Below are 12,915 nucleotides of genomic sequence, written 5' to 3'. Positions count from 1 at the left end.
GTCGGCACCGGGGACGCGGCACCGGATGTGTCTCCGGCCACACCGCCCACCGAGCCGTCGCCCGAGCCGTCGCCCGTACGACCGCGCCGCCGTGTCCTGCGTACCGTCGGACTGATCGCCGTCGCCGCCGTCCTCGGCCTCGTCGGCGGCACGGCCGTCGGCTACCGCGTCCAGGCCGACCGCGAGCCGGTCGCGCTCCCGCCGCTGAACCAGCCCGGCCTGGCCTACCCGGCCGAGCCGCTCCCCGAGGGGCAGGAGCCGGAGGCACTGTCGGCGAAGGAGGACCTCCAGACCAAGGCGCAGGGCGACCTGCGGAAGCTGCTGCTGCCCCGGCCCGCGGGCGCGCGGGCCGGGGAGGAGGACGGCTGGCAGTCGCTGGTCGAGTACGCCAACGACTTCACCCGGCCCGACGGGGCGCTGGACTTCCAGCTCGAACAGGGCTTCCGGCGGGCCGCCGTGCGCACCTGGCGGTCGGGCGAGCACCGGTGGGTCAAGATCGAACTGGCCCAGTACCGCTCGAACTCGGGCATGGGCGCGTACGAGCACGTGCGGGGTCAGCAGAGCATCGCCATGCGCGAGAGCAAGTCCGGTTCCATCGGGGAGCCGGTGAAGGGCTCGGGGAACGGGCGCTACTTCGTCTATCCGGTGGACCGCAGGGCCGGCTACCTGGACGACTACGACGCCCGCGCCTTCATCCAGCGCGGTGACATCGCCATCACCATCATCATCTCCGACACGCGGAAGATCTCCGGGGACGAGATCCGTTCCCTGGCCGAGCGGCAGCTGGGGCGCCTGTGACCGAGAAGTCCGGGGGCCGCGCTCGCCGCCTCCTGAAGAACGTACTGACCGCCGTGCTCGTGCTCGGAGCGGTGGGCGGCGGGGTCGCGTACACCGCCACCACCGTCGACGGGGCCGACCGCACGGCGCCCACCGTCGGGTGGCGGGAGCCCTCCGCCACCGCCACCCCCGAGGACCCGGCGGCATCGGTCGACAAGGGCCGCGCCTCCACGCCGATGAGCAAGCTCCTGCTGCCCGTACCCGACGGTTACGTGCTCGGCGCGGACCTCGCCGGCTACGGCAACGACGACGAACTGGGCGCCAGGCAGGCCGCGGCCCTCTTCAAGAAGAGCAGCAAGGGCGTCTACGGCAAGGAGCGCCGGACGTACGAGAAGGCGGTCGACGCGCTCGGCATCCAGGGCATGGCGGTCCGCTCGTACGCCCGGGTGGACAACAGCCTCCAGGCGGAGGTGTCCATCCTGCGGATGAAGGACAAGAAGGCGGTCCGGAAGTTCTTCGAGGTCCGCAAGGACCTGGCCGAGCTGCTCGACCTGGACAAGGGCCCGAAGATCGAGGACCACGCGCGGAACGCCTTCTGCCACCTGAGCCCCGAGCCCGGGACCCCCGAGGACGACGGCGAGGAGCGGACCCCCGACCTCCGGGCGGTGATCTGCGTGGCGTACGACGGCGAGGTGATGGTCTCCGTCACGGCGTACGGCGTCCCGCCCCTCGACACCAAGGCCGTGGCGGCCCTCGTCGAGAAGCAGCTCCGCCACATCGAGTCCCCGGGGGAGTACGTATGACCCAGCAGTCGACGAAGCAGACGGCCGAGACGGCCGAGACGGCCGAGACGGTGGCCGACGTGGTGGAGCCTGCCGCGGAAGCGGTGCGGCCCGCCCCGGAACCGGTCGTGGACGACGCCGCTCCCGCCCCCGCCCCCCGGCGGACCCGGCGCGTCCTGTGGGCCGTCGCCCGGTGGACGGCCGCCGTCGTCGTGTGCGGCGGCGTCGGCGCGGGCACGGCCCTGGGGATCACCGGGCTCGACCGGGACGAGGTCCCCGGACTCGCGACCGAGCACGACGGGCGCTGGGAGTACCCGAAGCTCCGCCTCCCGGCGCTGCCGGCCGACCGGCCCCGCCCGTTCACCGCGGCCAACGACGGCGAGATCCACTACGCCGATGTGCGCGAGCTGCTGCTGCCCCCGCCGGCCGGGGCGACGCCCGACCCGAAGCTGGACGGCGGGTTCGTGTCCACGGAGGCGTACCTCTCCCTCTACGGGAAGGAGTTCCGCGGCGCCCTCCGGCAGAGCCTGGCGGACTCCACGCTGCGGCACGTCGCCGCCCGGGGGTGGACGACCCCGGACGGCACCCGGACCACCATCCATCTGCTCCGGTTCAGCTCCGTCGCGTACGCCGAGGCGTACCAGGACGAGGCCCTGCAGATCGACTTCACGGACGGCCCGAAGGCGCTGCCCGACGGAGTCGAGAACGTCGTCCCGGAGACCTTCGCGGACGACATCGAGGTACCGGAGACGCGCGCGTACTCCTACCGGGAGAAGAAGCCCTACGGGCCCGAGCAGGTCCGCTGGGCCTACGTCCAGGCCGGCGACACCCTCGCGCTGATCACCCAGACCCGTAAGGGCGAGGCGCTCGGCGTGCCGTTCCAGCAGACGGTCACGCTGCAGAACCAGCTGCTCGGGTAGCCGTGCTCCGCTAGACCCACCTCACCGAGTGGGCCGGGCCCCCGCCCACTAAGCTGGGGTCCGGCCCGTTCCGCCTTCACCGCTCAGTCGAGGAGCACCCTGTGATCTTTTTCTTCGAAACGCTGCTGGTCCTGGTCTGCGTGGGCGTGCTCGCCTTCACCGGTCTGGCCGTGAAGAAGCTGTACCAGGGCCAGCGCTAACCCCCTTCTCGCCAACCACTTCCTAGAGAACGCCAGAGCCGCTCATGATCGAGATCCCCTCCGACCTCAACCCGGGCCTCGTCCCCCTCGCGTTCCTGCTCGGCACGTGGGAGGGCGCGGGCGTCGCCGACTTCCCCGGCGCCGAGAAGTGCAACTTCGGCCAGTCCGTGACGTTCAGCCACGACGGCCGGGACTTCCTGGAGTACACGTCCCACTCCTGGGTCCTGAACGCCGAGGGCAACAAGGTCCGCCCGCTGGAGAGCGAGAGCGGCTACTGGCGGATCGACAAGGACCGCCAGGTCGAGATCGTCATGGTCCGCGACCAGGGCATCATCGAGATCTGGTACGGCGAGCTCGCCGACCAGAAGCCGCAGATCGACCTGGCGACGGACGCCGTCGCCCGGACGGCGGCCTCGGGCCCGTACTCCGGCGGCAAGCGCCTCTACGGCTACGTCAAGAGCGACCTGATGTGGGTGGGCGAGAAGGCGACCCCCGAGGTCCCGCTGCGGCCGTACATGTCGGCGCACCTCAAGAAGGTCGTCACGCCGGAGGAGGTCGCGGAGATGGCCCGCAACCTTCCCGACATGCCCGACGACGGCATCGCCTTCTTCCGCTAGGAGGTCTGGGGCGGCGCGCCGCGCCCTCCTACACTGGGGGGCGTGGTGAGCACCGACTGGAAAAGCGACCTGCGGCAGCGCGGTTACCGGCTGACGCCGCAGCGTCAGCTCGTCCTGGAGGCCGTCGACGCGCTGGAGCACGCGACGCCCGACGACATCCTGGTGGAGGTCCGCAGGACGGCCTCCGGGGTGAACATCTCCACCGTCTACCGGACCCTGGAGCTCCTTGAGGAGCTCGGGCTCGTGAGCCACGCCCATCTGGGGCACGGGGCTCCGACGTACCACCTCGCCGACCGGCACCACCACCTGCACCTGGTGTGCCGGGACTGCTCCGGGGTGATCGAGGCGGATGTCGAGGTCGCCGCCGAGTTCACCGGGAAGCTCCGGGAGACCTTCGGCTTCGAGACGGACATGAAGCACTTCGCGATCTTCGGCCGCTGCGCGGACTGCACGAAGAAGGCGGCGGAGGAGCGCGCCCGGCAGGATTGAGGAGCGCGCCCGGGCCGACGAGGACCGCGCCCTGAAGGACCGGGCCTCCGAGTCGTAGGCTTTTCTCATGCAGCGACATTCAACGACCAGCCCTCTGCTGTCCCTCCCTGGTGCCGTCGCCGCCGAAGGCCGCGACGAAGGTGTCGCCGCGCACTACGGCGACCTGTTCCGTGAGCAGCGCTCCCTCGCCGACGGACACGGTTTCGTCGACCTCTCGCACCGCGGTGTCGTCGCCGTCACCGGTGACGACCGGCTGAGCTGGCTGCACCTGCTCGTCACCCAGTACATGACGGACCTGGCGCCCGGCCGCGCCACCGAGGCGCTGATCCTGTCCGGGAACGGGCACATCGAGCACGCGCTGTACCTCGTCGACGACGGCGGGACGCTGTGGGCGCACGTCGAGCCGGGGACGCGGGAGGAACTCGTCGCGTACCTGGAGTCGATGAAGTTCTACTACCGCGTCGAGGTCGCCGACCGTACGGAGGACATCGCCGTCGTCCACCTCCCGGCAGGCTCCATCGCCGAGGTGCCGGAGGGAGTCGCCGTACGGGAGACCCCGCACGGCCGCGATCTGTTCCTGCCCCGCGCCGACCTGGAGTCCTTCGCCGCCTCGCACGGGCCGGCCGCCGGCATCCTCGCGTACGAGGCGCTGCGCGTCGAGGCGCACCGCCCGAGGCTCGGCTTCGAGACCGACCACCGGACCATCCCGCACGAGGTCGGCCTCATCGGCAGCGCCGTCCACCTCCAGAAGGGCTGCTACCGGGGCCAGGAGACCGTCGCCCGGGTGCAGAACCTGGGGAAGCCGCCGCGCCGCCTGGTCTTCCTGCACCTGGACGGCAGCGAGGTCCTGCTGCCGGCCCACGGCACCCCGCTCCGCCTGGCGTCCGACGGCGAGGAGGGCCGCCAGCTCGGCTTCGTGACGACGGCGGTCCGCCACCACGAACTGGGCCCGATCGCCCTGGCCCTGGTGAAGCGCAACGTCCCGGTGGACGCACCCCTGATCGCGGGCACGACGGCGGCGGCACAGGAGACGGTGGTCGAGCCGTAGGACGGTCGGGCGTGGGGCGGCGCAGGGCGTCACGCCTCGATCAGTACCGTGAACGGGCCGTGGTTCGTGAGGGAGACGCGCATGTCCGCTCCGAAGCGGCCCGTTTCCACGTGGGCGCCCAGGTCGCGGAGTCTTGCCACCACCTCGTCCACCAGGGGTTCGGCGACCGGGCCGGGGGCCGCCGCGTTCCAGGTGGGGCGGCGGCCCTTGCGGGCGTCTCCGTAGAGGGTGAACTGGGAGATGACGAGCAGGGGCGCGTTCACGTCCGAGCATGACTTCTCGCCGTCCAGTACCCGGACGGACCAGAGCTTTCTGGCCAATTGGGCCGCCTTCTCCGGGGTGTCGTCGTGCGTCACCCCGACGAGCACGCACAAGCCCTCCCCGGCGATCTCACCGACGGTCTCCCCTGCGACGACGACGCTCGCGCCGTCCACCCTCTGCACCACTGCACGCATACGCCCCAACCTACCGATCCGCTCCCAGTCCGACGGATGAGGGGCCGAACGGGTGCAGAGCGCCTGCACGTGCGCGTAGAGGAGTGGCACCATGCGTGTCAGGCGGTGCGGCTCCGCACCGGTCGAGGGGACGATTCTCATGAGTGCACCTGGCACCGGGCCGACGCCGTCCGGCCCCGTACCGCTGATCCGCACCGGAACCGGGGGCGGAGGACCGGGCGCCGGCCCCGTCACACGCCCACCCGTGCAGCGAACCGCCGAACCGGCGCTGCCGGACCGGGCCGAACCGGACCTCGGCGCACTGCGGCTGCCCGAACTGCGCGCGCTGCGCCGGGACGCCCAGAGCGACGAGGCCGACCTGAGCTACGTACGCCGGATGCTCCAGGGCCGGATCGACATCCTGCGCGCCGAGCTGGCGCGGCGGACCGACCCGGAGGCCCCGGTCCTCGACCGGCTCTCCGAGATCCTCGCCGACGTGCCCTCGCGGCACCGCAGCTCGGCCCGGCACGTGACCCTGTCGACGCCCCGCAGCGAGGAGTACCGGCGGCTCGCGGCCGAGATGCTGTCGGAGGTCGAGCTGTCGGACCTGACGGCCCGCACGGACGACGAGCTGCACGCGGGGATGGGGCGGCTCGCCGGGTACGAGCAGCAGATCTCGCGGCGCCGCCAGCACCTCCAGCGGACCGCCGACGGATGCAGCGCGGAGATCGCCCGCCGCTACCGCGAGGGCGAGGCCCAGGTCGACGACCTGCTGGCCTGAGGCCACGAGGCGGGCGGAGCGCCTGTCCGCCCGCACCCCGCCCCGCGCGCGCGGACCCCCGGAAAAGTCGGGTGCGGTCGTGCCCCCACCGTGCGTAGGGTCGAGGGATGACTGTCGACGTACGCACGGTGGCGGAGTCCGAGTTCCCCGACTGGCTTCGGGCCCTGCGCACCGGGTTCCTCCGCCCGCCCGTCGTCTCGGACGCGGAGGCCGCCGACCGGCTGGCCCACGCCGACCTCGGGCGGACGCTCGCCGCCTTCGACCGTGACCGCGTCGTCGCCACCTTCCGGTCGTTCCGGCAGGAGGTCGGCACGGTCGGCGGAGGCACGCTCACCGCCGACGCCATCACCCAGGTCACCGTCTCCCCGACGCACCGCAGGCGCGGACTGCTCGGCCGGATGATGGGCCACGACCTCGGCGCCGCCCGGGAGCGCGGCGACGCCCTCGCGACCCTGATCGCCGCCGAGTACCCGATCTACGGGCGCTTCGGCTTCGGCCCGGCGAGCTGGGCCACCGAGTGGAGCGTCGACCTGCGCCGCGCGGGCCTCGACCCGCGCCGCTCGGGCCGCCCGGAGGACGGCGGCCGGATCGATCTCACCGACGCCGACGAGATCCGCAAGGCCGGGCCCGAGGTGCACCGCCGGCTCGCCGGCCTCCGCGCCGGGGTCACCCACCGCAGCACCCGAGACTGGGAGTTCGGCACCGGCCTCGGCGTGCAGACCGAGCCATGGACGGAGCCGTACTACGCGCTCTACCGCAACGAGTCCGGCGAGGCCGAGGGATACGTCGCCTACGGCTCCGACGGGAAGTGGGACGACGCCAAGCAGCCGGTGAACACCGCGAAGGTGCGCGATCTGATCGCGTGCACCCCGGCCGCCGAGCGCGCCCTCTGGAACTACCTCTGCTCCATCGACTGGATCTCCACCGTCCGCTCCGGCTTCCGCGCGCCCGACGACCCGCTGCCGATGCTCCTGCCCGACCCGCGCGCCGCGAAGGTCGTGACGCACGCGGACATGCTGTGGGTCCGTGTCCTGGACGTCGTCCGAGTCCTGGAGACCCGTACGTACCCGGTGACGGACGGTCTCGTGCTCGACGTGCGGGACGCGGGCGGATTCGCCGGCGGGCGCTACCGCCTCGACGCCTCCCCGGACGGCGTCTCCTGCGCCCGTACCGCCGAGTCCGCCGATCTCGCCTTCGACATCGCCGAGCTGGGCCCGCTCGCGTTCGGTGACGAGTCGGCGGTACGGCTCTCCCGGCTGGGGCGCGTGGACGAGCTGACGGCGGGCGCGGCGGCCCGCGCCGACCTGCTGTTCCGCACCCCGCTGCGGGCCTTCTCGCCCGACATCTTCTGAGCCCCGTACGGCCGCCTCACTAGGATGGCCGCAGGTGGAAAGGGGTATGTCGTGACCTCGGAGTCTGCGGAAACGTCCGGTGCGGCCGGTACGGCCGGGGGCGGCGGTGCGTCCGCGCCCGGTCTGCGTGAGCGGAAGAAGGAGCGGACCCGGCAGGCCCTTTCGGAGGCCGCCATCGCGCTGTTCCTGGAGCGGGGCTTCGACGCCGTCTCCGTCGCCGAGGTGGCCGCCGCCGCCGAGGTGTCCAAGCCGACCCTCTTCCGCTACTTCCCCGCCAAGGAAGACCTGGTCCTGCACCGGTTCGCGGACCACGAGGACGAGTCGGCCCGGGTGGTGACCGCCGGGCGCCGGGCCGGGACCGCCCCGCTGGACGCGCTCCATGCCCACTTCCTCGACGGGCTCTCCCGGCGCGACCCGGTCACCGGACTCTGCGACCATCCGGCGGTCCTCGCGTACCTCCGGCTCCTGTACGACACCCCGGCCCTGGCGGCGCGCATGCAGGCGTACCAGCGGAGGTCGGAGGCGGTCCTCGCGGGCGCGCTCGGCGGCGACCCCCTGGGCGCGCGGCTCGCCGCCGGCCAGATCGTGGCCGTGCTCCGCGTCCTGGCCGAGGAGAACACGGCCCGGATCGCGGCCGGGGAGACGGCCGAGCAGGTGGAGGCCGACGCGGTGGCCGCCGCCGGACTGGCCTTCCGGGCGCTGCGGGAGGGGCTCCCGTACTGAAGGAGCGTTGACGGACCCGTACGGGAGGACCCGTACGGCGGGTGATCCCTGCGTCCGAGCATTCGTAGACGAGTAAAAAATGTAACCCGGTAACGTTTTCCGTTAGGCTTCTCGGAATGACGTCACTGGACCTTGAGCTCGCCCGCGAACGCTCCCACCACGACGCCTGCCGCGCCGCCCTGATCCGTATGACCGAGGACGTCGCCGGGCAGGTCGTCACCGGCGAGGACACCGCCGCCTCCGGCGCCGACGCCGAGGCGCTCGGCCGCCACCTCCGCAGCCGCGCCAAGGAGATGCGGGAGCAGCCGCCGGGACCGCTGTTCTTCGCGCGCCTGGACCGCGAGGACGGCCAGAGCCACCACATCGGCCGCCGCCGCATCGCCGAGGACCACGCCGCCCCGCCCCTCGTCGTCGACTGGCGCGCCCCCGTCTCCCGCGCCTACTACCAGGCCGGCGCCCACGATCCGCAGGGCGTCCTCCGGCGCCGCCGCTTCGGCTGGGCCCCGTACAGCCGGGGCGCGTCGGAGGATCTGACCGCCCTGGAGGACGAACAGCTCACGGCCGGCGGGGCGGTGACGGTCAGCGCCCTCCTCGCCGGGGAGATCGAGCGCCCCCGGGTGGGGCCCATGCGGGACATCGCCGCCACCATCCAGCCCGAGCAGGACGACCTCGTACGCTCCGACCCGGCCGCCTCCCTGTGCGTGCAGGGCGCGCCCGGCACCGGCAAGACAGCGGTGGGGCTGCACCGGGCCGCGTACCTGCTCTACACGCATCCGCAGCGGATCCGCCGTTCCGGTCTCCTCGTCCTCGGTCCGCACCGGGCGTTCCTCTCGTACATCTCCGAGGTGCTGCCCTCGCTCGGCGAGACCGGCATCCGGCAGGCCACCCTCGACGACGAGATCGCCCGCCATCCGGTACGCGCCGAGGACGGCGGGGCGGCGGCGCTGGTCAAGCACGACGCCCGGATGGCGGAGGTGCTGCACCGCGCGCTGTACGGCCGGGTCGACCCGGCCCCCGCGGACGACCTCGCGGTGCCGGACGGCTCGTACCACTGGCGGCTGCCGGCCGCGCGGCTCGCGGAGATCGTCGCGGCGGTACGGGAGGAGGCGCCGCCCTACGCGACGGGCCGCGAGCGGGTCCGCGCCCGGATCGTACGGGCCCTCCAACTGCGTGCCGAACGCCGCTGGGGGCCCATGGGCGCGGCCTGGGCGCGGCGGATCGAACGGGCGCGGCCGGTCACCGTGTTCCTTGACGCGTGCTGGCCGAGGACCACGCCCGAGGAGGTCCTCGCGGGCCTCCTCGCGGACCCCGCCGACCCGGCGCTGAGCGAGGCCGAGCGGGCGGCGATCCGCTGGGAGCGCCCGCCGCGCTCGTACCGTTCGGCGCGCTGGACCGCCGCCGACCTCGTCCTCCTCGACGAGCTCGCGGGCCTGATCGAACGCCCCGAGAGCTACGGCCATGTCGTCGTCGACGAGGCCCAGGACCTCTCGCCCATGGAGTGCCGGGCGATCGCCCGCCGCACCGAGTTCGGCTCGCTCACCGTCCTCGGCGACCTGGCCCAGGGCACCACTCCGTGGGCGGCCCGCGACTGGACGGAACAGCTCGCCCACCTCGGCAGGGCCGGGGCGCCCGTGGTGCCGCTGACCCTCGGCTACCGGGTCCCGGCGGCGATCGTGGACCTCGCGAACCGGCTCCTTCCGCACCTGGGCGCGGACGTGCCGGCGGGCCGGTCGGTGAGGAAGGACGGCGAGGTGACGGTCCACCGGACGACGGACCTCCGCACGGCGACCGGCGAGGCGGTACGCGCGGCACTGGCGGCGGAGGGCTCGGTGGGGGTGATCACGGCGGCGGAGTTGTTCGGGGAGGTGGGGCAGGCGGTGACGGGGTGTCTGGAGGCGCTGGGGCAGGCGGCGGGGAAGGCCGGGGAGCGGGTGACCGTGCTGCCGGCGAGTGCCGTGAAGGGGCTGGAGTTCGACCACGTCGTGGTGGTCGAACCGGCCGCGATCGTGGCGGCCGAGGCGCGGGGCGCGAACCGGCTGTACGTGGTGCTCACGCGCGCGGTGTCGCGGCTGACGCTCGTGCACGAGGAGGAGTTGCCGGAGTGGCTGAGGGGGTAGCCGTCGGCGGGGCCTGCGGACCGGTCGGCCCCGGCCTCTCCTCGGCCTCCTCCCGCCCGTACATCGCCGTGAGTTCCGCGCCGATGCGGGCCAGGGCCGTACGGGCCTCCGGTGGGGACAGGAGTTCCACCCGGGCTCCCAGGCCCGCCAGCCGCGCGGCGATCACCTCGGGTGAGGGGCCGTCGGCCTCGATGGGGATCCAGCCGTCGGGGGCGCGTTCCCCGTACCGTACGCGCCCGTTGAGCAGGCCCTCCAGGACCTGTTCGGTGCCGGGCGCGGCCCGGCCCCGTACCGTCGCGGCGATCAGCCGGTCCTCCATCCGGGCGGCGAGCGCCCGCCACGCGGTGGCCAGATCGAAGCCCTCGGGCCGTACGGCGGGGGCGCCGGTCTCCGTCACGGAGGTGACGCGGCCGACCCGGAAGGTGCGCAGACCGTGCGCGGTGTCCGCGACGAGGTAGCGGACCCCGGCCTTCGCGGCGATCCCCAGCGGGTGGACGGTCCGCTCGCTCGGCTCGCGGCCGGGGCGCGCGTACCCGATCCTGACCTCCCTCGACTCGACCACCGCCCGCTGGAGCGGGCCGAGTCGGGGCTCCTCCGTCCCCGCGCCCGACCAGTCGGTGCCGTCGGATATCCCCGCGCGGGCGGCGGCCTCGGCTCCCTCCCTGAGGGGCGCGGGGAGGGCCCGTACGAGCTTCCGCAGGGCGGTCCGGGTCTGCGGGCTCGCCTCGGCGTCCGGGCCGGTGAGCAGGAAGAGTTCGCGGATCTCGGGGGCGGTCAGACCGGTCAGGTCGGTACGGGCTCCGCCGACGAGCGACCAGCCGCCGCCCTGGCCCGCCTGCGAGTACACCGGGATCCCGGAGCTCGCGAGAGCTTCGAGATCCCGGCGTGCGGTGCGCTCGGACACCTCCAGTTCGGCGGCGAGTTCGGCGGCGGTGACGCGCTGCCGGGTCTGGAGGAAGAGCAGGGCGGCGACGAGTCGATCGGCTCTCATGCCGCCATTGTGAGGGGCGCGGACACCTGTTCGGGGCGACGGCGCAGGACGGTGGGGTGGACGACGAGATCGGTGCGGCGGACCGGGCCTGGGTCGCCGGCCACCATCCCGGGCGGGCGTTGCTCCATCGGGTGGACCCCGGCCGGGGACTCGGGGCGGCGGACTTCGAGGCGCTTGCGGAGTGGGGGAGGGGGTGGGTCCGGTGGGTCCGGTGGGTCCGGTGGACCCGGTGGACCCGGTGGAGTGAGGTGGCCGTCCGGCCTGCGCCCCCTCCTCGCCGCCCCCTCACCCCGTCCGGTGGCGTTCGACGTCGGTGAGGTGCCGGACGAGGCCGAGCAGAGAGAGCGTCGACGGTTCGGCGGCCCGCCGGGCGATCGACTCCCCCTCCTCGTCGAGGCCCGCGCACTTCAGGACCAGGGTCTTCCGTTGGTCCGCGAGGAACATCGCGAGCATCTGCCGCCCGTCCCCGGTCGCAGGCCCTGAGAAACGCGGGTTCGGGACCGCCGTACCGCCGGGCTCGTCCTCGTCGAGGACATCCCCGCGACGCCGGGGCGGGGGGCTCACCACGACCGCTCCCGGGCGGAGCGGACGGGCCGGGCGGCGTACGGAACACCCCCGCCGGATGCGTACAACTGTCATGCGGACCCTCCCTGTTCGACCGGGTCACATGCTGGCGCGAGGGAGGGCCGCCGGGCAGGTGGGTTACGAGGTGGCGCGGGGCTGCGTGAACCGGAGCATGTTGCCGGCGGGGTCGCGGAAGGCGCAGTCGCGGACGCCGTACGGCTGGTCGACCGGCTCCTGGAGGACCTCGCCACCGGCCGCGCGGACGTGCTCGAAGGTCGCGTCGACGTCCTCCGTGGAGAAGATCACGCCGCGCAGCATGCCCTTGGCGAGCAGCTCGGCCACGGCCTTGCGGTCGGCGGGGGAGGCGTTGGGGTCGGCGAGCGGCGGTTCGAGGACGATCTCGACGTCGGGCTGCGCGGGGGACCCGACGGTCACCCAGCGCATCCCTTCGAAACCGACGTCGTTGCGCACCTCCAGACCGAGGGCGTCGCGGTAGAAGGCGAGGGCCTTGTCGTGGTCGTCGACGGCGATGAAGCACTGCGAGAGCTTGACGTTCATGCGATCGAAGCTACGGCGGAACGGCTGATCCCGCTTCTCCGATCCTGACCGATGGGGGCCGTACGGAGAGAGAGCCGGTCACGGCTTCCGTACCGGCCGGGTACGGACCTTCGCGACGCAGGCCGGGATCGCGGCGCCGTCGTCGTGCCGGCGGGCCCGGTAGGCGGACGGCGACTCGCCGACGAGCTCCGTGAAACGGGAACTGAAGGAACCGAGCGAGGTGCACCCCACGGCGAAGCAGACGTCCGTCACGCTCAGATCACCCCGCCGGAGCAACGCCTTCGCACGCTCGACACGGCGGGTCATCAGATAGCTGTACGGCGTCTCGCCGAAAGCCGCCCGGAAACCGCGGGCGAAGTGCCCGGTCGACATCAGGGCGACGGAGGCGAGCGCGGGCACGTCCAGCGGCAGCGCGTAATCGCGGTCCATCACGTCCCGCGCCCGGCGCAGCCGTACGAGATCCTCCAGCGTCACGCTCCCAGGATGGCACGTGGGGCGGCGCGCCGTACCTCAGCCGCAGGCGATGAGCAGCTCTCCGACGGCGGTGCGGATGTCCTCGTCG

Annotated in this window: 15 protein-coding genes; 10 read left to right on the top strand and 5 right to left on the bottom strand. The window is 73.3% G+C overall.

Going from position 1 to position 12,915, the window contains the following annotated elements:
* Positions 1-27: 27 nt before the first annotated feature.
* From ABT154_RS26420 to ygfZ, 6 genes are all read left to right on the top strand, one after another.
* Positions 28-798, top strand: a complete 771-nt coding sequence (locus ABT154_RS26420; RefSeq protein WP_351859708.1) for a hypothetical protein — start codon at positions 28-30, stop codon at positions 796-798.
* Positions 795-1,580, top strand: coding sequence for a hypothetical protein (locus ABT154_RS26415; RefSeq protein ID WP_351859706.1), 786 nt, complete (start codon positions 795-797; stop codon positions 1,578-1,580). Before ABT154_RS26420 ends, ABT154_RS26415 begins: the two co-directional genes overlap by 4 nt.
* Positions 1,577-2,479, top strand: a complete 903-nt coding sequence (locus ABT154_RS26410) for a hypothetical protein (RefSeq protein WP_351859704.1) — start codon at positions 1,577-1,579, stop codon at positions 2,477-2,479. Before ABT154_RS26415 ends, ABT154_RS26410 begins: the two co-directional genes overlap by 4 nt.
* A 244-nt stretch (positions 2,480-2,723) precedes the next feature.
* Complete coding sequence (locus ABT154_RS26405) at positions 2,724-3,296, top strand: heme-binding beta-barrel domain-containing protein (protein WP_351859702.1); 573 nt, start codon at positions 2,724-2,726, stop codon at positions 3,294-3,296.
* Between the two features lie 42 nt (positions 3,297-3,338).
* Positions 3,339-3,785: a Fur family transcriptional regulator gene (locus ABT154_RS26400; protein WP_351859700.1), complete on the top strand. Its 447-nt coding sequence runs from the start codon at positions 3,339-3,341 to the stop codon at positions 3,783-3,785.
* 67 nt (positions 3,786-3,852) lie between these two features.
* The gene (gene ygfZ / locus ABT154_RS26395; protein ID WP_351859698.1) at positions 3,853-4,833 is read left to right on the top strand and encodes a CAF17-like 4Fe-4S cluster assembly/insertion protein YgfZ; all 981 of its coding nucleotides are present in this window, start codon (positions 3,853-3,855) and stop codon (positions 4,831-4,833) included.
* Between the two features lie 29 nt (positions 4,834-4,862).
* On the opposite strand, the gene dtd is transcribed toward ygfZ, so the two are convergent.
* On the bottom strand, positions 4,863-5,288 hold the full coding sequence (dtd, locus tag ABT154_RS26390) for a D-aminoacyl-tRNA deacylase (RefSeq protein ID WP_351859696.1): 426 nt from the start codon (positions 5,286-5,288) through the stop codon (positions 4,863-4,865).
* A gap of 139 nt (positions 5,289-5,427) precedes the next feature.
* Here dtd and ABT154_RS26385 point away from each other — a divergent pair, with 139 nt between their 5' ends.
* The 4 genes from ABT154_RS26385 to ABT154_RS26370 all read left to right on the top strand — a co-directional run bounded on the left by ABT154_RS26385 (position 5,428) and on the right by ABT154_RS26370 (position 10,240).
* Positions 5,428-6,048 carry an RsiG family protein gene (locus ABT154_RS26385; protein ID WP_351859694.1) on the top strand — a complete coding sequence of 207 codons (621 nt, stop codon included), beginning with the start codon at positions 5,428-5,430 and terminating at the stop codon, positions 6,046-6,048.
* Between the two features lie 107 nt (positions 6,049-6,155).
* A complete protein-coding gene (locus tag ABT154_RS26380; RefSeq protein ID WP_351859693.1) occupies positions 6,156-7,400 on the top strand; it encodes a GNAT family N-acetyltransferase in 1,245 nt (414 codons plus the stop codon).
* A 51-nt stretch (positions 7,401-7,451) separates the two neighbouring features.
* The gene (locus ABT154_RS26375) at positions 7,452-8,123 is read left to right on the top strand and encodes a TetR/AcrR family transcriptional regulator (RefSeq protein ID WP_502969590.1); all 672 of its coding nucleotides are present in this window, start codon (positions 7,452-7,454) and stop codon (positions 8,121-8,123) included.
* A gap of 116 nt (positions 8,124-8,239) precedes the next feature.
* Complete coding sequence (locus tag ABT154_RS26370; protein WP_351859690.1) at positions 8,240-10,240, top strand: HelD family protein; 2,001 nt, start codon at positions 8,240-8,242, stop codon at positions 10,238-10,240.
* On the opposite strand, the gene ABT154_RS26365 is transcribed toward ABT154_RS26370, so the two are convergent.
* The 4 genes from ABT154_RS26365 to ABT154_RS26350 all read right to left on the bottom strand — a co-directional run bounded on the left by ABT154_RS26365 (position 10,173) and on the right by ABT154_RS26350 (position 12,827).
* Positions 10,173-11,231 carry a helix-turn-helix transcriptional regulator gene (locus tag ABT154_RS26365; protein ID WP_351859688.1) on the bottom strand — a complete coding sequence of 353 codons (1,059 nt, stop codon included), beginning with the start codon at positions 11,229-11,231 and terminating at the stop codon, positions 10,173-10,175. The two genes, ABT154_RS26370 and ABT154_RS26365, sit on opposite strands and share 68 nt — an antisense overlap.
* A 285-nt stretch (positions 11,232-11,516) precedes the next feature.
* Complete coding sequence (locus tag ABT154_RS33995) at positions 11,517-11,870, bottom strand: mycothiol transferase (RefSeq protein WP_502969589.1); 354 nt, start codon at positions 11,868-11,870, stop codon at positions 11,517-11,519.
* Positions 11,871-11,933: 63 nt separating this feature from the next.
* Positions 11,934-12,353, bottom strand: coding sequence for a VOC family protein (locus ABT154_RS26355; RefSeq protein ID WP_351859686.1), 420 nt, complete (start codon positions 12,351-12,353; stop codon positions 11,934-11,936).
* 78 nt (positions 12,354-12,431) lie between these two features.
* On the bottom strand, positions 12,432-12,827 hold the full coding sequence (locus ABT154_RS26350; protein WP_351859684.1) for a helix-turn-helix transcriptional regulator: 396 nt from the start codon (positions 12,825-12,827) through the stop codon (positions 12,432-12,434).
* Positions 12,828-12,915 lie beyond the last annotated feature (88 nt).

The sequence above is a fragment of the Streptomyces sp. NPDC001728 genome, assembly GCF_040297565.1.
Classification (GTDB): Bacteria; Actinomycetota; Actinomycetes; order Streptomycetales; family Streptomycetaceae; genus Streptomyces.
The sequence above is the reverse complement of the archived record's forward strand: the minus strand, read 5'-3'. Positions and strand labels throughout refer to the sequence as shown.